The sequence below is a fragment of the Caballeronia sp. SL2Y3 genome, from assembly GCF_022879575.1.
Taxonomy (GTDB): Bacteria; Pseudomonadota; Gammaproteobacteria; order Burkholderiales; family Burkholderiaceae; genus Caballeronia.
In genome coordinates, this window is record NZ_CP084261.1 from 319,096 (window position 1) to 339,941 (window position 20,846).

Below are 20,846 nucleotides of genomic sequence, written 5' to 3' on the forward strand. Positions count from 1 at the left end.
CGGCTATCGTAACAAACCGTGCCACTTCAGGAGAGCGGGCGCAGGACGTGCTTCTCGCTCGACAGTTCGACTCGGTGGTGGAGAGCGTCATGAACAGCGAGATTCACGAAGGCGGTTGCGCGTGCGGCGCGTTTCGTTTTCGCGCGAAGGGCACGCCGCGGCGCGTCGCGCTGTGTCACTGCATGACCTGCCGGCGCGTGCACGGCTCGGCGTTCGGCGCGTACGCAATCTTTCCTCGCGATCAAGTGGAGATGAGCGGCGCGCTCAAAACGTGGGAAAGCTCGGAAGACGGGCGGCGGCACTTTTGTCCGGCGTGCGGATCGGTGGCGTACATGGAGTTCGTGAGCCGCCCGGAAGTGGATCTGCCGCTCGGCGCATTCGATGAAACCGGCCTCTTCGAGCCGGCCTACGAGCTTTGGTGCGTGCACCGTGAGCCGTGGCTGCCGAGCGGCGCGCGCCCGGAGTACGCCGAGGAACGGACGGCATGATCGCGCGCCGCCGTTGCTTGCGTCCCGAAAGGTGAGCGCCATGCCGGCACGCGAGGGACACATTCGCATCGGCATTTCGGGCTGGCGTTATGCCGGCTGGCGCGGCGTGTTCTATCCTAAGAAGCTCGCGCAGGCGCGCGAACTCGAATTCGCATCGCGCGCGGTGCAGACGGTCGAGATCAACGGATCGCATTATTCGCTGCAAAGCTTATCGAGCTGGCGCGCGTGGCACGAGGCCACGCCGGACGGCTTCGTTTTCAGCGTGAAAGGGCCGCGCTATCTGACTCACATGCTGCGTTTTCGCGATGAAACGGCGATTCCCGCCATCGCCAATTTCTTCGCTTCGGGCGTGCTCGCGCTGGACGAAAAGCTCGGGCCTTTCCTGTGGCAGTTTCCGCCGAACTTCAGTTTCAAGCCCGACTCGTTCGAACGGTTTCTCGAACTCTTGCCGAAGGACACGCAAGCTGCCGCCGCGCTCGCGCAGCAGCACGACACGCGCGTGAAAGAGCCGTGGTTCGAGGCGCGGCGCAAGCGGGCGCTGCGCCATGCCATCGAAATCCGCCATCAGAGCTTCTGCACCGATGCCTTCGTGCGGCTCCTGCGCAAGCACGGCGCGGCGCTCGTCGTATCGGACTCCGTGGCGGACTGGCCGTATGCCGAAGACCTCACGTCCGACTTCATGTATTTGCGGCTGCACGGCACCGAAACGCTCTACGGCGGCGCGTATTCCGACGACGCGCTCGACGGCTGGACGCGGCGCATCGAGCGATGGGCGGCGGGCGGGCAGGTGGAGGATGCGCGGCTCATCTCGACGGCGGCGGCGCGCCGCCGCGCATCGCGCGACGTGTACTGCTATTTCGACAACGACCAGAAAGTGCAAGCGCCTTTCGATGCCCGCCGGCTGATGGAACGCCTCGGCGTGAAGCCGGAAAGCGGCGGCTGAAACGCGTCGTGAAAGCCGGCCGTATCGAGCTATTTCGTGTCCGAATCGAACGGGACACGGATTGTCCCGCCGGAACTGCATTCTTCACTCAACGGTCCGACCCATTGCATCGATTGCATTCGCGTCAGGAAAATAAGACGATAAGCGGCGTGCTTCGCGCAAAAGAAAAAGCGGTCAAAAAAGCGACGAGCGAGGCACGCGCGCCGGATGCGCGGCAAGCGGCAGGATCGAGAACCTTTGACCTTCAAAGCCTACGAGGAGCATCGATACCATGGCGAAGCAACCGGTTAGCGGCAGCGACAAAACCCATCCCGAGGGCGCGAAGTGCGTCGGCGCGTGCGACCTCGGCGAGCAGATCGAAGTCATCGTCATGCTGCGGCGCAAGGACGAAGCGGGCTTTCGCCAGATGATGGCGCGCATCGACGCGGGCGATGCCCCCGCGCAGTCCGTCACGCGAGACGAATTCGACAAGCGCTTCGGCGCATCCGAGGACGATGTCGAGAAAATCAAAAAGTTTGCGGCAGAGAACGGCCTGACCGTCGTGCGCGCCGAGCCGAGCACGCGCAGCGTCGTGCTCAAAGGCAGCATCGACCAGTTCCAGAAGGCGTTCGACGTGAAGCTCGAACGCTTCCAGCATCACAACATCGGCGAGTATCGCGGGCGCAGCGGCCCGGTGAACGTGCCGGACGATATCCACGACGCCGTCACCGCCGTGCTCGGCCTCGACAGCCGGCCGCAGGCGCGCCCGCATTTCCGCTTCCGGCCGCCGTTCATGCCGGCGCGCGGCGTCACGCCTGCGTCGTTCTCGCCCGTCGATCTCGCCGCTCTTTACGACTTCCCCGAAGGCGACGGCGCGGGCCAGTGCATCGCGATCATCGAACTCGGCGGCGGCTATCGCGACACGGATCTGTCCGCGTACTTCTCGAAGCTCGGCGTGAAGTCGCCGAAAGTCGTGTCGGTGAGCGTGGACAACGCGAAAAACGCGCCGACCGGCAATCCGAACGGGCCGGACGGCGAAGTGATGCTCGACATCGAAATCGCGGGAGCCATCGCGCCCGGCGCGCGCATCGCGGTGTACTTCGCGCCGAACAGCGACGCGGGTTTCGTCGATGCCGTCAACCGCGCGATTCACGACAACACGAACAAGCCGTCCGTCGTGTCGATCAGTTGGGGCGGACCCGAGACGAGCTGGACGTCGCAGGCCATCAACGCGTTCAACGACGTGCTGCAAAGCGCCGCCGCGCTCGGCGTGACGGTGTGCGCGGCAGCGGGCGACAGCGGCTCGTCGGACGGCGTGGGCGACGGCACGAACCACGTCGATTTCCCGGCCTCCAGCCCGTATGTGCTCGGCTGCGGCGGCACGAGCCTCGCGGCGTCGGCGCAGTCCATTACGCATGAAGTGGTGTGGAACGACGGCGATCAGGGCGGCTCGGGCGGCGGCGGCGTCAGCGCGGTCTTTGCGCTGCCCGCGTGGCAGAAGGGCTTGAGCGTCGCGCACACGGGCGGCAAGCACACGCCGCTCTCGAAGCGCGGCGTGCCCGACGTGGCCGGCGACGCCTCGCCGCAAACCGGCTACGAAGTCGTGATCGACGGCGAGGAAACCGTCGTCGGCGGCACGAGCGCGGTGGCGCCGCTGTGGGCCGCGCTGATCGCGCGGATCAACGCCATCAACGGCGCGCCGTGCGGCTTCGTCAATCCGAAGCTGTACAAGGCGAAGACCGCGTTTCGCGATATCACGCAGGGCAACAACGGCAGCTTTGCGGCATCGGCGGGATGGGATGCATGCACGGGTTTAGGCAGCCCGGACGGCGAAAAGATCGCCGCCGCGCTCACGCCCGCCGGCGGCCAGGCACGGCAGTCGAGCACGCGCTGAGCCACAAGCGGAGGCACGACAGTGAACAACAACCACGACGATGATTCTGGAGCGATCACGATGAACTCCGATCCACTGACAACGAAGACGATTCACGGCCACACCGGCACGGGCGTCGCGCCCGATGCGGGCGCCATCGCGCCCCGGCCGGACGAGCCGAGCGAGCCCGCGGCGCAGGAGCACGCGGCGAAAGCACCCGCCAAAGCACCCGCCAAGGGCGCGGGCAAGAAGGACCAGCCGTATTTCGATCCGGTCGCCTACGGCAACGGCCCCGACGATTCGGTCGAAGCCACCGAAGCCGACGAGAACGCCGCGATCACCCATCACACGGTGACCATCGGCGGCGAGAAGATCGCGTACACCGCGACCGTCGGTCATCTGGTGACCGTGGACCCGAGCAGCTCGAAGCCGGACGCGAAGATGTTCTATGTCGCGTTCACGAAGGACGGCGCGAAGGAGGAGGAGCGCCCGCTCACGTTCTTCTATAACGGCGGGCCGGGCTCGTCGTCGGTGTTCGTGCTGCTCGGCTCGTTCGGGCCGCGCCGCATCAAGACGGCCATGCCGAGCTTCACGCCGCCCGCGCCGTACGAGATGGAGGACAACGCGGACAGCCTGCTCGACAAGAGCGACCTGATCTTCATCAACCCGGTCGGCACCGGCTATTCGGCGGCGATTGCGCCGAACAAGAATCGCGATTTCTGGGGCGTCGATCAGGACGCCGATTCGATCAAGCAGTTCATCAAGCGTTATCTGACGAAGAACAATCGCTGGAATTCGCCGAAGTTTCTTTTCGGCGAATCGTACGGCACGGCGCGCAGTTGCGTGCTCGCGTACCGGCTGCACGAGGACGGCGTCGATCTGAACGGCATCACGCTGCAATCGTCGATTCTCGACTACCGGCAGGCGGGCAATCCGGTGGGCGCGCTGCCGACCGCCGCCGCCGATGCGTGGTATCACAAGAAGCTCGGCGTGCATCCGACGCCGACGAACCTGCTGAACTTCATGGAGGAAGTCGCGGAATTCGCGCGCACGGATTATCTGAACGCGCTGCGCAAGTTCCCGCAGACTGACGACGAAGTCGTCGAAAAGCTCGCGGAATACACAGGCATCGACAAGGTGACGCTGCTGGCGTGGAGTCTCGATATCGCCGCTTACGACAGCCGCGGCAACTCGCTCTTTCTGACGACGCTGCTCAAGTCGAAAGGCGAGTCGCTGGGCTCTTACGATGGCCGCGTGACGGCGGTATCGACGGGCATCGCGGGCAAGATCGACCCGAACAGCGGCGGCAACGACCCGACGATGACGGCGGTGAGCGGCGTGTACACGGCGATGTGGAACAGCTATCTGAACGAGCAGTTGAAGTTCACGTCCACGTCATCGTTCACGGACCTCAACGATCAGGCGTTCATCAACTGGGACTTCAAGCACACCGATCCGACCGGCGAAGAGAAGGGCGTCGATGCAAAGGGCAACGTCGTGCTGTACACGGCCGGCGATCTCGCAGCGGTGATGGCGCTGAACGTGGATCTGAAGGTGCTGGCTGCAAACGGCATGTACGACTTCGTGACGCCGTTCTACCAGACCATCCTCGATCTCCAGCAGATGCCCCTCATCGACAAGACCGTGCGGCAGAACCTCTCGGCGACGTTCTATCCGTCGGGGCACATGGTCTATCTGGACGGCGGTTCGCGCACGCAGCTGAAGGCGGATCTCGCCAAGATGTACAGCGAAGCGACGTCGAACCATGCGGCGATGAGCCGGATCATCGCGCTGCAGAAGGTCACCGCGGACAAGGCGGGCAAGGCGCTTTCGCCGGAGAACGCGCAGTAAGGCGGCGCGTGCCGTTTCGGGTATCGCAACGGCACGCGCGAACGTGTCAAAGGCTCGTCGGCTGTCCGATTGGCGCGTCCTGCGCTTTCTGACACACTAGCTGCACCGCTCGGATTGGGGGTGCAGCGTGTCTCATTCTTCGAGGCCGCAACGCGCGTTGCGCTTTCTGCTCGCTATCGCATGGCTCCTCGCGGCGCTGACGGCGGGCGCTTCCCATGCCGGCGCGCGGCTCGTGATCGGCGCGGTGCCGGGCATGGTTCCTCCGCTCGATGTCGCCGCAGGCCCGGACGCGAACGCCGCGCCGCGCGGCGTCTCCGTCGAGTTCGCGCAGGCGGTGGCCGAATCGCTCGGCATGACGCCGCAATGGCGGCGCTATCCGAATCGCGCCGCGCTCATCGACGCGCTCTCGCGCGGCGAAATCGACATGGCTACCGGCGCGACCGGCGACGATCCCGGCGGCTCGCTGCTGCTCTCGCGGCCTTATCTGCCCATCAAGACGGTCATCGTCGAGCCGCTTGCAAAGCACGCCGCCACGCATCGCATGGCGTACGTGCAGACGCAGACATCGCCCGCGCGGCTTGCGGCCGCGTATCCGTCGATGACGCCCGCCGCTTACGCCGACACCGTTTCGGCATTGCTCGCGGTTTCGCTCGGTCAGGCCGATGCGTTCGCCGGCGACGTGACCGCCGCCGCGTATTGCATCGGACACCTCGATTTGCCCGGTCTCGCGGTCACGGGCTTCGCGCCCTTCGACGAGGGCGGCTACAGCTTCGCGTTCGCAGCGGGCCGGCCGCACACGCAGGCGCTGGCGCAGCGGGTCGATGCCGCGCTGGCGCGCCTGCCCCCGCGCTTCACGATCGTCGCCCGCGCTCGCTGGGAAGTGGCGATGACCGTAGTATCGGCGCAGGGCGCGCTCGTACTTACGCCCGAGCAGAAGGCGTGGATCGCGACGCATCCGGTTGTCTATTACTCGATGCTCTCTCACGCGCCGCCGCTCATGTTCCGCGACGCGCGTGGTCAGCCCGCCGGTCTCGCGCCGGACCTGCTCGCGGCCGTTTCGCGCATGACCGGGCTGCGCTTCGAGGGACGCCTGCGCCGCGACATCGCGCGGATCGAGCAGGACGTGAAGACCGGCGAATCGGCATTCCTGCCGATCAGCGTGCCGCGCGATCCGGACGATCCGGACTTCGCCGCCTCGCTGCCGTTCGGCGAAGGGCTCGTCGCCATCGTCACGCGCTCGGGCGTGCCGCCGCTCGCCGATGCGGCCGCGCTCGCCGGCAAGCGTGTGGCGCTACCTTCCGGCTTTCCCGTGCCGCCGACGCTGACCGGCAAGGCACCGACGGCGCGCATCGTCGAAGTGGGTCCGATCGAAGGCCAACTCGCCGCTGTCGCGAACGGAAAGGCCGACGCGGCCCTGCTCGACATGAAGCTCGCCAATTACGCGGTCGGCAATCCGTATCGCGGCAGGCTCACGATCAGCGGCGTGTTGTCGTCGAAACCGTCGCCGCATGTGTTTCTCGTCGCGCGCAATCAGCCGGTGTTGCTCGACATTCTGAATCGCGCCGTCGCGGCGCCGCCGCCGCACGAACTCGAAGCCATTCGTGCGCGCTGGCAACTTACTGAGCATCCCGAAACGTTGTGGGAAGAAAGGCGTCCGCGCGTCGAGCTGGGCGCGGCGCTCGGCGGGGCGCTCGTGCTCGTGCTGGCCGCGTGGGCGGTGTCGCTGCGCGCGCAGATCGTGCGACGCATCGCCGCCGAGAAGGCGATGCGCGCCGCGAAGGAGGAAGCGGAGACCGCCAACCGCGCGAAGTCCACCTTTCTCGCGACGATGAGCCACGAAATCCGCACGCCGATGAACGCCGTGCTCGGCCTGCTCGAACTCGAATTGCGCGCGCCCGGCAACCGCGAGGCAACCGAGCGGTCGCTGCGCACGGCGCATCACGCGGCGCGCGATCTGCTCGGCATGATCGACGATCTGCTCGACGTCGCGAAGATCGAAGCCGAGCGGCTGGTGCTCGCGCCGTCGCCGGTCGAGCTGTTTGCGTGGGTCGCGAGCGTCGCGGCCATCTACGAGCCGGCGGCGCGGGCGAAGGGCATCGCGCTCGTCGTCGAGCGGCACGGCGAGCGCGACGGCCCGGCGTGGATCATGGCGGACGCGCAGCGGCTGCGGCAGATCGTCGGCAACCTGCTGTCCAACGCGATCAAATTCACCGATGCCGGGGCGGTCACGCTGGCGTGCGATGTCGCGCCGCCGCGCGACGGCAAGCGCGCGGTCAGGTTGGTCGTGTCCGATACGGGCGTCGGCATTGCGCCGGAGCGGCAGGCGTCGCTCTTCACGCCGTTCGTGCAGGCCCACGACGGCGGCGCGCGGCGCTTCGGCGGCACGGGGCTCGGACTCACCATCAGCAAGCGGCTCGTGTCGATGATGGGCGGCAGCATCGCCTTCGCGAGCACACCCGGACACGGAACCCGCTTCACGGTGTGCGCCGCGTTTCCGGAAGCGCAGGAGACGGCGCTGCCACAGCCTTCCGACGCGCGCGCTCCGGCGGCCGAGACCGCGCGCGCGCTCAGAGGCTTGCGCGTGCTCGTCGTGGACGATCATCCTGCGAACCGCATGGTGCTCGACGGACAGATCCGGCTGCTCGGCGGCTCGACCGAGGTGGCCGTGGACGGCCGCAGCGCGTTTGCGCGCTGGCGCGACCATCCGGGCGCGTTCGACGTGATTCTCACCGACTGCTCGATGCCCGAGATGAGCGGCGAGGAGCTGGCCGAAGCCATCCGCGCCGAGGAAGCGACACACGCGTTCGGCGCACGCGCGACGCCCATTGTCGGCCTGACGGCGAATGCGCAGCCCGAGGCGGCCCGGCGCGCGGTGGCGGCGGGCATGACGATGTGCCTCGTGAAGCCGATCGGGCTGGATGCGCTGCGCGATGCGCTGGCGGTCGCCGCGAGCAGGGACGAGCGGGAAGCTGGATTCGGGCAGACGAGACATATCGCTGAAAGCGAGCGAGGTGGGGGCAGGCCGACCGCGTCCGCGATCTCAGAGCCCATACAAGCCACGACAACACAGTCGACGCCTGCGGTACAGACCCGCGATGACAAAGGAAGCACCGACACCACGCCGCCTTTCGACGCCGCCACGCTCGTCACCTTCGGCGATCAGGCCGCGACGCTCCTGGAGACGCTCCGTTCGGCCAACGCGCACGATCTCGAAGAGGCGCATGCGGCGAGGAACGCGTGCGATCACGAACGTCTGCGTGAGATCGCGCATCGAATGAAGGGGGCGGCTGCGGTTATCGGCGCGGCGCGGTTCCAGGAGACGTGCGTCGCGCTCCAGCGGGACTGTGACCGCGCCATCGACGAAGATCGCAACGGCGAAGACGATGCCTCCATCGACGCAGCGTTCGCCGCCTTCGAGCATGCCGCGCTGACACTCGATGCCGCGCTCGACGCCGCCGTTGCGCGGCCTTCGGTGTGACCGACGCGCTCGCTCGCCGCTCGTCATTCGTATGTTCTTGATCGTGTGTTCTAATTGAACCTCCGTTCATCTCGAATTAGCGGCCGTGCGCTGGCCGCGCGATCAGCTTGCGCCAACGAGGCATGAATCGAAGGGACACATACGCAATCCGTCGTCGTTCGCGTGGCGTCGTGCGGGCGGCGGCCTTCGTGCTTCTCACGTGCATCGCGACGGCCGCGACCCTTTGCACCGACGCGGCGCGCGCGCAGCAGCCGGACTGGCTCGACCCGCACGTCACGCAGGCCACCATCGTCGATACGATCTGCGTGCCGGGTTACGTCGATCGCGTGTTGCCGTCCTTCGAGACGCAGATGCGCCAGAAGGAGCGGCTCTTGAAGCAGCGCGGCATCGACGCATCGTTCGCATCGGAATACGCGCTGGATCACCGGATGCCGGTGCTCCTCGGCGGCTCGCCGAATGCGCCCGCCAACCTCGACGTGCGCCGCTGGGAAGGACGCAGCGGCGAGCGTCGCAAGGAGCGGCTCGCGGTTTATCTCAAGCGGTGCGTTTGTACCGGCGACATGTCCCTCAAGGCCGCGCAGTCGGCTATGGCGGGGGACTGGGCGAATCTCTTTCCGAATCTTTCTAGTATGTCTTGTCAGGGGTTTTGAGGAGGGCATCGGTGGATGCGGCGATTTTGTCGATGCGATCCCGGCCGGCACTTCATGCAACTCCTGTCTAGCGGCTCGTGGTGGCCCTCGCAGTCGGCGTAACCAGCTAACCCGTCACAGCGGTCTCCGCACAGGGCCGTGAGAGTACGTAAGCAATAGCTGTCTTTGCGCATGTGTATCGCTCTCATTCCGGCCATTGAGCGATGATCGTCTTACCGGCGCGAGATGCGCGCCAGATTCAGCGACAAATGATTACTATAAAGGACTCCAAAAGTAAAACGCGATCCGATAACTTCAAGCTCCCGCAACAACAATGATGGGAGACGTTATGAAGAACGGGACGAAGCATGTCTTTGCGGTCTATACGAGCACTCCGATAGACCGTGCCTCTGAAGGGTCGGTGTAGCGCGATGGGTCAATATTTCTCAGCGGTCGAAGGCGATCCGCTTTCCAGCAGTCCCGACAGCTACGTGATGTCCTCGGGTGTGAACGCATTTTTCAGCGACGACGGCAATCGCACGATGGCATTCGTGGGCGGCAACGCCTACTGCGGAAAGTGCAAGAGCGTCGGAACGATCATCGGCGGATCGGGTTGCGGTGACAACGCACGAGTGTATGACGTTCCGTCAGGCCGAAGGCAGGCCGTGGCCGGCGACTTCGTGCGATGTAAGTGCGACACGAGACCGGTCATCCTAGCCCGATACGGAACGGGCTGGGTCATCGAAGATACGTCGGCTCCATATGCTCACGCGCAGCCTTCCGGCGCGCCGTGGTCGTCGGACAGTGGCGCCTGTAGCTATGACGAATTGATCGTGCTGGTCGATCAGGACGGCAACCCGATTTCGAACCAGCGTTTCCGGCTCAAGATGGGCGACGGCTCGACGCAGGAAGGGACAACGAATGAGGCGGGAGAGACAGTGCGTGTCCGCACTAGCATGCCGATGGATATTGAACTTGAACTACTGGTGTGAAGATGGCTGATTCATATGCTGAGTATGTGCGGAACCGCAGGGCGGTGACGAATGACAATCGAGGCAGTACTCATACTTCGATCGTCGAAACGCGTTATACCCGGGCACCGTTCCGAAGTCGTTGGCTACAGGTCTTACGGGAGCAGACAGGAAAACAGGTCGCCATTTGTGAATACACAACTGTCACGATGATCAAGTCGACGGGGGGCCGAACGTATTTTCGGATCGCAGATGGCAACAGCGATTACGTAGGAGAGACGGTAAGTCTCAGGAACGAGAACGTTGAGCGTTGCTTGTCCAAACGGTCTCCAGAGATGGTTACTGAGACGCTTCGAGTGCAGTACGGTAAGCGTTCGTTTGCGATTTCGGCGCCGAGGAACAACCAATCACTCGATCAGCAATGGGCAGAAATCACTCTGCCGGGGGCGCATATGAAAGTCACCTTAACGCTGAATTCGCTATGGAACGGGCAATGGACACCTATACCTGCTGGAACTCATCGCATCATGGCACCTGACGCGCCACATGATGCGTCGTACACCAATTTCTATGCGGAGTACGCGAATAAGAATGGATTAGGGGAAGTAGTGGGAGACCAGGTATGGTTTCCTATCGAATTGGAGGGTTCTCGCGGTAATTCGAGCCGGTACGTTCATATCGGGAACCTTTCCGAGGGTTGCTTAACGGTTTATGCGCTCGACCGATGGAATGAAGTTTACAACTTCCTAATCTCTCACCGTTTGCCGAATGAACAAGGAAAGTACGTGGCTATGCTTGAGGTAACGAAGTGAAGTGGCTGCTAGCTTGTCTGTCGGCTCTTATACTAAGCAGCGCATGTGCGGGCGGAACATTGAAAGCGGCGGCACGACCCGAGCCACCATTGCGGTGCGACGATTTTCTCAAGTCTCTTGGATTAGAACGCCCAGACGTGAAGTTCGTCGCATGTAGGCCCGGAGAATTCGGCGGCGTAAGCAACCTGAAGGCGCAATATCGGGTGCAGGGAAAAGATGTTCTGAACGTCGAAGATTGGCTCGTCCGACTGGCGCACGTTAGCCGACTCAAGCGTGCTTGCTGCGTTTGGGAAACAAGCATCGGTAATTTCACGGGTCGAGATGGTGCCGACTACTATGTTTCTATGGGAACCGAGGCAACGATCATTTCCCGGCGCGATCTCTCTAGAGTTCCCTTCTTCGAACTGAACGTAACGCACTATCTTCACAGTCCCTAAGGACTGGAGCCAAGCGAAGGAGATGCGTCGGCGGGCATGAAGTCGCACGACAGGATAAATGGTAATCAGCAGGCGGACGCGGCAAACTCGGCGTTCCTTTTTGTGTCGCGTGTATTTGGGCGCATCACATTGCAAGCCGATGATGATGCAGGCGCCGCGAGATACGGGTTTCAAAGCAAGGTATCGTGTCAAAGGAAAGGACTTCGTCGAATCCGAAGAGTGGCTGAATGCTTGGCCTACGGAAAGCGTCTCGGCTTTGTGTGGCTTTGCCGAAATAGAGGGGGCTGCAGCTAGCGATCGCCATATGATTGATCGTCGTTCTGGTTTGCAAAACTGCCGTTCGCTACTCCCCGCGTCCGGAACAGACCTTGCTGTGCCATTTGCGACGAACGGAACATTACGGCCGAGCCGGTTTCATCGCAGCCACCGGCTTTTTTTGATGGGCTTGTTCCCCGAAACAGTCGGTCGTGTAAGCCGTCCGTAGTCGAGACTCAAGCGGATCATTCAATGCAGGACGAAGAAAACAACGAGACGCCAATGGGCGCACGAATCACCGGGGTCGCGGCGTTGGCCGCACTGTTCGCCTGCATGCCGCAAGCTAGCGGAGAACCGGCGTCGTCGGCGACGGTCGTGCAGGGGCGCGTCGCGCCTGCGCCCGTACCGCCCGCGCCGCCTCTTCTGCGCAGCGCGAGCGCACCGCAGCCGGCGAGCGCGCCGCCCCGCGCGTTGCCTGCGATGCCAGTGCCAGTGACACCGCAAGAAGCGTCGGCGGCGTTAGCAGCATCGGGTGCATCTGCGGCAAGCGAAGCATCACCAGCGAGCGAAGCATCCGCAGCCTCTGCGGCATCAGCCGCCGAAGCCGCCTCCGCCGCATCCGAAGCCGCCGCGCCCGAGGTTCCGCTACCGCCCGAGCCGCCCGAGCCGAACGTCGCGCAGCGCACCGGCCTGCCCGCGACGGGCGCCTACGCAATGCGTCAGACGTTCGCGAAAGAAGTCGATCGCCGCCTGAACGTGCCGCTCGCCGCACAGCAGACCTATGGCCGCCTCCTGCAGCACACGCTCGACGAACACGGCCACGGCGATCTCGCGAACGAATTCGTCGTGCTCGTCGATCGCAGCGAGAACGTGCAGGCGCTCTTCGTCTACTTTCGCGCGAAGCCGGGCGATGCCTGGTCGATGATCGGGGCATCGCCGGTATCGACCGGACGGCCCGGCACATACGACCACTTCCTGACGCCGCTCGGCGTATTCCAGCACGTGCCGGGCAACATGGACTTTCGCGCGGAGGGCACGGAAAACGAATTCAAAATTCGCGGCTACGGGGCGCGCGACATGCGCATCTACGACTTCGGCTGGGCCGATGGCGAACGCGGCTGGGGCAAAGGCGGCGTCTCGCCGATGCGCTTCCAGATGCACGCCACCGATCCCGACAAGCTCGAGCCGCTTCTTGGCATGCGGCATTCAAAAGGCTGCGTGCGCATTCCGTCGACGCTCAATACGTTCTTCGATCACCACGGCATCCTCGATGCGCAGTACGAAGCGCGCGCGGCCGAAGGGGAATCAATGTGGGTGCTGAAGCCCACGCGGCAGACGACGCCGTGGGCGGGACATTACCTCGTCGTCGTGGATAGCGGCGTGAAGGCGCGGCCCGCGTGGTCGCCCGGACCCGGCAAGGCAGCGCGGGCGCGCACGCCCGTGGGCGCGAATTCCGTCGACTGAACGCGGCGAACGCTACTTCGACCGCGCGAGCACCACGCCCGCCAACGCCACGGCGAACCCCGCCAATTGCAGCGCGCCGAGCGTCTCGCCGAACGCGAGGTAGCTCATCAGCGCGGCGAGCGGCGGCGCGAGAAAGAGCAGGGCCGTCGCGCGCGACGCATCGCCGCGCCGGACCATCCATACGAGCAGCGTCGTCGCAACGCCCGAGAGCATCAGCACGCCCCACGCGATGCACGCCCACGTCGTCATCGTCGGAATGAAGCGGTGTTCGCCGAGCGACAGAGCGAGCACCGCCGCGACGATGGTCGCGCCCGCGTTCTGCAAGGCGCTCGCGCTGCGGATATCGGCGCTCGCGAGCGATGTCTTCTGATACAGCGTGCCCGCGGTGATCGCGAAAACGGAAACCACCGCGATCGTCACGACGAGCCATTGCGGCGCGGCGTTCGCGCTATGCGCCGCTGGCGCGCCGCTTTGCGCGAGCTTCGGCGCGAGAACGAGCGCGACGCCCGCGAGACCCACGAGCAGCCCGCTCCACGATCGCGCCGAAAGCCGCTCGCCGAATACACGCGCCGCGATGGCGGCCGTCAGAAGCGGCTGAAGCGCGCCCAGCAGCGCCATGACGCCGACGCCCAGACCTTGCGCCACCGCCCAGTAGCCCGCGCCCAGATACACGCCTTGCAGCAGCGCGCCCGCGAACAGATGCCGCGCGGCATCGCGTGCATTCGGCCATGCCACGCGGGCAGCGAGCGCCAGCACGACGAACAGCAGCGTCGTGCCGCTAAAGCGCGCGAGCAGATACAGATTCGGATCGACGTAGGGCGTGATCGCCCGCGCGACGATAAAGCCCGTCGACCAGAGAAACACGAATACGGGCGCAATGAGCAAGGAGAGCATGAGCGAGTGTGGCAGACCAAAAAGGCAGACCAAAAAGGCAGCAGTATCGACGTATTTGCGCGTGCCGTCTTGTTCAACCGTGCACAGCCGAAGGCGCACATGACAGCGCCGCGCAGTCACGCCGATGTCACAGAGCTCTGCAATGCTTCGCCACTACCGTCCTCTGTCATCCAGCCACGAGACCCTACATGACCCGCGATTCATCCTTCGCGCGCCGGCTGCTGTCCGGCGCGTGCGCATCGATTGCACTGGCTGCACTGGCTTCATTCGCGGCGACGCCCGCGCTCGCCGCCGACGCGCTCGTGCTATACACCGCCGACGGCCTCGAAAATCTCTATAAGGACGTGCTGCCCGCCTTCGAGAAGAAAGAAGGCGTGAAGGTGAATATCGTGACGGCGGGCAGCGGCGAAGTGGTGAACCGCGCGACCGTCGAGAAGGACTCGCCGAAGGCCGATGTCATCGTCACGCTGCCGCCGTTCATCCAGCAGGCCGCGCAAAGCGGGCTTCTGCAGAACTATCAGAGCGTGAACTACAAGAACGTGCCGGCCATCGCCAAGGCGCCGGATGGCGCGTGGGCCACGTTCGTGAACAACTACTTCTCTTTCGCGATCAATCCGGAAGTCACGAAGACCGCGCCGAAGACGTTCGCGGACCTTCTGCATCCGAGCTACGCGGGCAAGGTGGCGTATTCGAATCCGGCGACCGCCGGCGACGGCATGGCGGTCATCATCCTGACGTCCGCGCTGATGGGCGAGGACAAGGCATTCGACTACCTGAAGTCGCTCGAACAAAGCGCCAAGTTCCACACGAAGGGCACGGGCTATCTCGACGTGCTGCTTTCGCGTAACGAAATCGCGTTCGCGAACGGCGACCTGCAAATGGATCTCGACGACGCCGCGAACGGCGGTTTGTCGATCAAGCCGCTGTTCCTCTCGCACGCCGCGGGCGAAGCGCCGACCACGTTCCAGCTTCCGTACGCCATCGGTCTCATCAAGGGCGGGCCGAATCAGGCGGAAGGCAAGAAGCTGATCGACTACCTGATGTCGGCCGACGTGCAGGCGAAAGTGCCGGACATCTACGGCATCCCGGCGCGCACCGACGTGCCGCTCGCGGGCAAGAACGGCGACACGGTCAAGCAGGCCATTTCCGGCGTCAGGCTGATTCCGGTGGACTGGAACCAAGTGATGCAGAAGAAGGCCGGCTGGACCGACCGATGGAAGAACGAAGTCATCGGCAATTCGGGCAAGCAGACAGAAGTCGTGAAGCCCAAGTCGTGAGCACGCTTGCACTGTCGCCGGCCGCGCGCGAGGAACGCTCGCTCGCCGCGACGTCCGGCGTGCGCATCGAGCGTCTGACCGTGCGCTTCGGCGCGCGCACGGTGCTCGACGATCTCACTCTCGATATCGAGCGCGGCGAGTTCCTGACCGTGCTTGGCCGAAGCGGCTGCGGCAAGACCACGCTTTTGCGCTTTATCGCGGGATTCGTCAACGCGGACGCGCTCGCGGGCACGCTCAGCATCGCCGGGCGCGATTTGACGCACGTGGCGGCGCATCGCCGCAACCTGGGCCTGCTGTTTCAGAACTACGCGCTCTTTCCGCATCTGTCCGTGTTCGATAACGTCGCCTTCGGGTTGCGCGCGCGCAAGCTGAAAGCGGCGGAAATCGCGCGCCGCGTCGCCGATGCGCTCAAGCTCGTGCAGCTCGCCGATGCCGGCCACGTGATGCCCGCGCAGCTTTCCGGCGGCATGCAGCAGCGCGTGGCGCTGGCGCGCGCGCTCGTCATCGAGCCGGACGTGCTCTTGCTCGACGAACCGCTCTCCGCGCTCGACGCGAACCTGCGCGCGTCCGTGCGCAGCGAACTCAAGGCGCTGCACGAGCGTCTGCCGAACCTGACCATCGTCTGCGTGACGCACGATCAGGACGACGCCCTCGTGCTGTCCGATCGCACGCTTCTGATGCGCGATGGCCGCATCGCGCAACTCGGCTCGCCGCGCGAGCTTTACGATGCGCCCAACGACGGCTTCGTGGCGCGCTATCTCGGCGCGGCGAATCTGCTGCCGCCGCGCGTGGTGTATCCGGTCGGCGATGCGCGTCACGACGAGCGCGAGCGTCTTGCGTGCATCCGTCCCGAGCGTTTCGCGATTGCGCCGCTCGGCGAAGGCGCGCTGCACGGCACGATTGCATCGGTGGACTGGTACGGCGCGGCGCTGTCGATTGCCGTCGCGCTCGATGCGCTGCCCGGCGAGCCCGTGCTCGTCACGATGCAGCGCGGCCACGCCCGCATGCCCGAAAAAGGCGCGCGCGTTTCTCTTCGATTCGAGGCTGACGATGTCGTCCTTGTTCGTCCCTGACAGCGTCGCGCAAACGCCAGCGAACGAGAGCGGCTTCGCCGCGCATCGGGCGGCGGCGCGGCGTCGAGAAAAGCGCGCGCAGTGGCAGTTGCTTTTCATCCTTGTGTTCGTGCTCGGGCCGCTCGTCGTGTATCCGCTCGCGCGCCTCGTGTGGCTGAGTGCAACGGGTCCGCACGGCCTCACGTTCGATGCGTACACCGCGTTCTTCGGCAACCCGGAGACGCGCGGCGTGATCGGCACGACCTTCGGCGTGCTCTTCGCGAGCGCGACGATTGCCTCGCTGCTCGGCGTCGCGCTGGCTTCGATGCTGTTCTTCCGGCCGTTTCCCGGCGCGAAGCTGCTCACGCGCTTTCTCGAACTCTTCGTCGCGTTTCCGTCGTTTCTCGTCGCGTTCACGCTGATTTTTCTGTACGGATCGCAGGGCGCGGTGAGCATCGGATTGCAGCGCATGTTGTCGCTGGAAGCGCCGCCGCTCGATTTCCTATTCGGCATCGGCGGCGTGATTCTGGCGGAAGTGGTGTTCTATGCGCCGTTCGTCGTGCGTCCGACGCTTGCTTCCTACGCCACGCTCGACATGCGTCTCGTCGAAGCCGCGAAAAGCCTGGGCGCGGATGGCTGGATGGTCGCGACGAAAGTGGTGCTGCCGATCGCGTGGCCGGGCATCGCGGCGGGGACCATTCTGTGCTTCCTGCTGACGTTGAACGAATTCGGCATTTTGCTCGTGCTCGGCAGCGCGCATCTGATTACCTTGCCCATCGCGATCTACAGCGCCGCTACCGTCGATCTCGACCTGCGCGCGGCGGCGGCGGGCTCGGTCGTCATGCTGCTGATGTCGCTGTCGCTTTACGCGCTGTACCGCCGCGTCGATGCGCGCACGAAGGGGCATTGACATGCAGCTTTCGGCATCGTTCAAACGGGTCTCGCTGTTGCGCATGGCGGCGATGTGTCTCGTCGCGCTCGTCTGCTTCTGGCTCTTCGTGTTGCCGGTGATCGTGGTCGCGCTGTCGAGCGTGGCGTCGCACTGGTCGGGCACGATTCTTCCTGACGGCTTCAGCGCGCGCTGGTTCGCCCGGCTTGGCTCCAGCGAATTCGACGCGCTCACGACGAGTCTGACGACCGGCTTCGCCGTCGCCGTGCTCGGCACCGCGCTCGGCCTGTGGCTCGCGCTGGCGCTCGAAGGGCGCGACCGTCGCGGGCTCGGCGCGCTCGGCGCCCTCGTCGATGCCGTGGCGATGGCGGGCAGCGGCGTGCCGAGCGTCGTGCTGGGGCTCGCGGTGCTGATCGCGTATCACAAGCGGCCGGTCGATTTGTCCGGGTCGGCGGCCATCGTCATTCTCGTGCAGCTCGCGCTCGTGCTGCCGTTCTGCTACCGCTGCGCCGCTGCGGCGCTGCGCCCGGAACTGACCACGTTGCGCGAAGCCGCCGCGAGTCTCGGCGCGCCGCCGCGCATGGTGCTCGCGCGCGTGGTGCTGCCGCAACTGCTGCCCGCCGTGCGCGCGAGCCTCGCGCTCGGCTTCGCGCTGTCGCTCGGCGAACTCGGCGCGACGCTCACCGTGTATCCGCCGGGCTTCGCGACCGTGCCTATCGTCGTGGTCGGGCAGGTGAATCGCGGCTACTATCTGCCCGCGTCGGCGCTTTCTTTCATTCTGCTGGCCGTTTCGCTGGCCGCGCTCTTCGTGATCGCGGGCCGCGCGCCACGTCGTGAAAGCTAAATAGTTCGGCATCCGAAATAAAATTTACCGGGTTTTTGCGCCACAAAGGCAGGAACCTTCGCGCCGCTCGTCATACCAAAAAAAATAAAACTGGCGTAACCTGCCTTTTTCGGGCGACCGCGTCCGCGCGTCTGTGCGCGAAATCAGTCGGTCATGCGAAATCCGGCCGAACTCGCGGCGCCCGTCGCTGTCGTTGCATAAGTTGAAAACACCGGAGGTTTAGATGACATCCGTCGACCTGGAATTCGACCAGCTCAACAGCACCGTCGAAGCGCTGCGGCGCTCCATCTCGAACCGCCTGATGTACGGCGTTGGCAAGGACGCGGCGACCGCGCAGCCGCGCGACTGGCTGCATGCGGCGGAACTCGCCGTGCGCGACCGGCTCGTCGCCCGCTGGATGCGCACGACGCGCCAGCAATACGAACAGGACGTGAAGCGCGTCTATTACTTGTCGATGGAGTTTCTCATCGGCCGCACCTTCACCAACGCGCTGCTCGCGCTCGGCATTCACGACGAAGTGCGCGACGCGCTCGCGAGTCTCGGCGTCGATCTGGCCGCGCTGGAGGACCTCGAACCCGACGCCGCGCTCGGCAACGGCGGTCTCGGGCGGCTCGCGGCCTGCTTTCTGGATTCGATGGCGACGGTCGGCGTGCCGGGCTTCGGCTACGGCATCCGCTACGAATACGGCATGTTCCGGCAGACGATCGTGGACGGCAATCAGGTCGAAATGCCCGATTACTGGCTGCGCGCGGGCAATCCGTGGGAATTTCCGCGGCCGGAAGTGGTGTACACCGTGCATTTCGGCGGGCGGACGGTCCAGCACGACGACCGCATCGACTGGATCGACACCGAGCACGTCAACGCGATGGCCTACGACACGGTCATCCCCGGCTTTGCGACCACCGCCACGAACACGCTGCGCCTATGGTCCGCGCGCGCGACCGACGAATTCGATCTCTCCGCGTTCAATCAGGGCGACTACCGCCGCGCGGTGGAAGCGAAGAACACGTCGGAGCACGTGTCGCGTCTTCTGTATCCCGACGATTCGACGCAGGCCGGCCGCGAATTGCGTCTGCGCCAGGAATACTTCTTCGTCTCCGCGACGATGCAGGACCTGATTCGCCGCTATCAGCGCACGCACACGCATTTCGGCCGGCTCGCGGAAAAGGTCGCCGTGCATCTGAACGACACGCATCCGGTGCTCGCCATTCCCGAACTGATGCGCCTGCTCGTCGATACGCATCGCGTGCCTTGGGACAAGGCGTGGAAGCTCGTGCAGCAGATGTTCTCGTACACGAATCACACGTTGATGCCCGAAGCGCTCGAAACGTGGGATGTGGAAATGCTCGCGCGCCTGTTGCCGCGGCATCTGGAGATCATCTTCGAGATCAACGCGCAATTCCTCAAACAGGTCACGGAGAAGTTCGGACGCGATGTCGAACTGATCCGCCGTATCTCGCTCGTCGATGAATTCGGCCAGCGCCGCGTGCGCATGGCGCATCTCGCCATCGTCGCGAGCCAGAAGGTGAACGGCGTCTCGAAGCTGCATTCGCAACTGATGGTGCAGAACATCTTCTCCGACTTCGCGCGCATGTATCCGGACCGCTTCACGAACGTGACGAACGGCATCACGCCGCGACGCTGGCTCGCGCAGGCGAGTCCGTCGCTGTCGTCGCTGATCGACAAGCGCATCGGGCCGCGCTGGCGCACGGACCTCTTCGAACTGGGACGCCTGCGCGAATGGCGCGACGATCCCGAGTTCCGCAAGGCATTTCACGACGCGAAGTTCGCCAACAAGCTGCGTCTCGTGGAACGCGCGCGGCGCGAAGCCAACGCGGTCATCAATCCCGAGGCGCTGTTCGACTTGCAGGTGAAGCGCATCCACGAATACAAGCGGCAGTTGCTCAATATTCTGTACGTGATCGTGCGCTATAACCGCATTCGCGAGAATCCGGAACGCGACTGGACGCCGCGCGTGGTGATGTTCGCGGGCAAGGCGGCGTCGGCCTACAAGATGGCGAAGAACATCATCAAGCTCATCAACGAGGTCGCGCGCAAGGTGAATGCGGACCCGCTCGTCGGCGACCGGCTGAAGATCGGCTTCATTCCGAACTACGGCGTGAGCGTCGCGGAACTCATCATTCCGGCGGCGGATCTTTCACAGCAGATCTCGATGGCGGGCACCGAAGCCTCGGGCACCGGCAACATGAAGCTCGCGCTCAATGGCGCGCTGACCATCGGCACGCTGGACGGCGCGAACATCGAGATATGCGAAGCGGTCGGGCGCGAGAACATCTTCATCTTCGGCAATACGACCGACGAAATCGAATCGCTGCGCGCGGCGGGGTATCGGCCGCGGCTGATCTATGAAGAAAATCCGGAGTTGAAGCTCGCGCTCGACCAGATTCGTCTCGGGCATTTTTCGCCGGACGAGCCGCATCGCTTCTATGACATCTTCCACACGCTCGTGGACTGGGGCGATCACTACATGGTGCTCGCCGACTTCGAGAGCTTCGACAAGACGCAGACCGAGGTCGATCTCAAGTTCCGCGACAAGGACGCGTGGACGAGAAGCGCCATCGAAAACGTCGCCGGAATGGGCATTTTTTCATCGGACCGCACGATTGCCGAGTACGCGCGCGAGATCTGGCATGTGGAGCCGTTGAGCTTCGACTGACCTGCGGCAAGAAGCTGGCCGCGAGCGTGCGGC

General features: G+C 64.6%; 15 protein-coding genes. 14 read left to right on the forward strand and 1 reads right to left on the reverse strand.

The features are described 5' to 3' along the window. The first annotated feature begins 89 nt into the window (after positions 1-89). The 9 genes from LDZ26_RS14790 to LDZ26_RS14830 all read left to right on the forward strand — a co-directional run bounded on the left by LDZ26_RS14790 (position 90) and on the right by LDZ26_RS14830 (position 13,180). Positions 90-488 (forward strand): GFA family protein, encoded by a 399-nt coding sequence (locus LDZ26_RS14790; RefSeq protein ID WP_244849908.1) that lies wholly within the window; start codon positions 90-92, stop codon positions 486-488. Positions 489-528: 40 nt separating this feature from the next. After that, complete coding sequence (locus tag LDZ26_RS14795) at positions 529-1,431, forward strand: DUF72 domain-containing protein (RefSeq protein WP_244849909.1); 903 nt, start codon at positions 529-531, stop codon at positions 1,429-1,431. Between the two features lie 271 nt (positions 1,432-1,702). Continuing rightward, positions 1,703-3,304 (forward strand): protease pro-enzyme activation domain-containing protein, encoded by a 1,602-nt coding sequence (locus LDZ26_RS14800; RefSeq protein WP_244849910.1) that lies wholly within the window; start codon positions 1,703-1,705, stop codon positions 3,302-3,304. 60 nt (positions 3,305-3,364) lie between these two features. Further along, positions 3,365-5,134, forward strand: a complete 1,770-nt coding sequence (locus LDZ26_RS14805; protein ID WP_244849911.1) for a S10 family peptidase — start codon at positions 3,365-3,367, stop codon at positions 5,132-5,134. Between the two features lie 127 nt (positions 5,135-5,261). Then, complete coding sequence (locus LDZ26_RS14810) at positions 5,262-8,612, forward strand: transporter substrate-binding domain-containing protein (protein ID WP_244849912.1); 3,351 nt, start codon at positions 5,262-5,264, stop codon at positions 8,610-8,612. A 122-nt stretch (positions 8,613-8,734) separates the two neighbouring features. Further along, positions 8,735-9,262: a hypothetical protein gene (locus tag LDZ26_RS14815; RefSeq protein ID WP_244849913.1), complete on the forward strand. Its 528-nt coding sequence runs from the start codon at positions 8,735-8,737 to the stop codon at positions 9,260-9,262. Positions 9,263-9,672: 410 nt separating this feature from the next. Next, on the forward strand, positions 9,673-10,233 hold the full coding sequence (locus tag LDZ26_RS14820; RefSeq protein ID WP_244849914.1) for a hypothetical protein: 561 nt from the start codon (positions 9,673-9,675) through the stop codon (positions 10,231-10,233). Between the two features lie 928 nt (positions 10,234-11,161). Then, entirely contained in the window at positions 11,162-11,461 is a 300-nt protein-coding gene (locus LDZ26_RS25670) for a DUF4952 domain-containing protein (protein ID WP_370650722.1), read from the forward strand. Between the two features lie 507 nt (positions 11,462-11,968). Next, positions 11,969-13,180, forward strand: a complete 1,212-nt coding sequence (locus LDZ26_RS14830) for a L,D-transpeptidase (protein ID WP_244849916.1) — start codon at positions 11,969-11,971, stop codon at positions 13,178-13,180. 12 nt (positions 13,181-13,192) lie between these two features. Here the strand turns inward: LDZ26_RS14830 and LDZ26_RS14835 are convergent, their stop codons facing one another. Further along, positions 13,193-14,074 (reverse strand): DMT family transporter, encoded by an 882-nt coding sequence (locus LDZ26_RS14835; RefSeq protein ID WP_244849917.1) that lies wholly within the window; start codon positions 14,072-14,074, stop codon positions 13,193-13,195. A 188-nt stretch (positions 14,075-14,262) separates the two neighbouring features. On the opposite strand from LDZ26_RS14835, the gene phnS reads away from it, so the two are divergent. From phnS to LDZ26_RS14860, 5 genes are all read left to right on the forward strand, one after another. Continuing rightward, positions 14,263-15,351 (forward strand): 2-aminoethylphosphonate ABC transporter substrate-binding protein, encoded by a 1,089-nt coding sequence (gene phnS, locus LDZ26_RS14840; RefSeq protein ID WP_244849918.1) that lies wholly within the window; start codon positions 14,263-14,265, stop codon positions 15,349-15,351. Next, positions 15,348-16,424 carry a 2-aminoethylphosphonate ABC transport system ATP-binding subunit PhnT gene (phnT, locus tag LDZ26_RS14845; protein WP_244849919.1) on the forward strand — a complete coding sequence of 359 codons (1,077 nt, stop codon included), beginning with the start codon at positions 15,348-15,350 and terminating at the stop codon, positions 16,422-16,424. The genes phnS and phnT overlap by 4 nt, the downstream gene beginning before the upstream one ends. Further along, positions 16,402-17,313 carry a 2-aminoethylphosphonate ABC transporter permease subunit gene (gene phnU, locus LDZ26_RS14850; RefSeq protein WP_244849920.1) on the forward strand — a complete coding sequence of 304 codons (912 nt, stop codon included), beginning with the start codon at positions 16,402-16,404 and terminating at the stop codon, positions 17,311-17,313. The genes phnT and phnU overlap by 23 nt, the downstream gene beginning before the upstream one ends. 43 nt (positions 17,314-17,356) lie before the next feature. Then, entirely contained in the window at positions 17,357-18,136 is a 780-nt protein-coding gene (gene phnV, locus LDZ26_RS14855) for a 2-aminoethylphosphonate ABC transport system, membrane component PhnV (protein ID WP_244850229.1), read from the forward strand. Between the two features lie 223 nt (positions 18,137-18,359). Beyond that, positions 18,360-20,813 carry a glycogen/starch/alpha-glucan phosphorylase gene (locus tag LDZ26_RS14860; protein ID WP_244849921.1) on the forward strand — a complete coding sequence of 818 codons (2,454 nt, stop codon included), beginning with the start codon at positions 18,360-18,362 and terminating at the stop codon, positions 20,811-20,813. Positions 20,814-20,846: the final 33 nt, after the last annotated feature.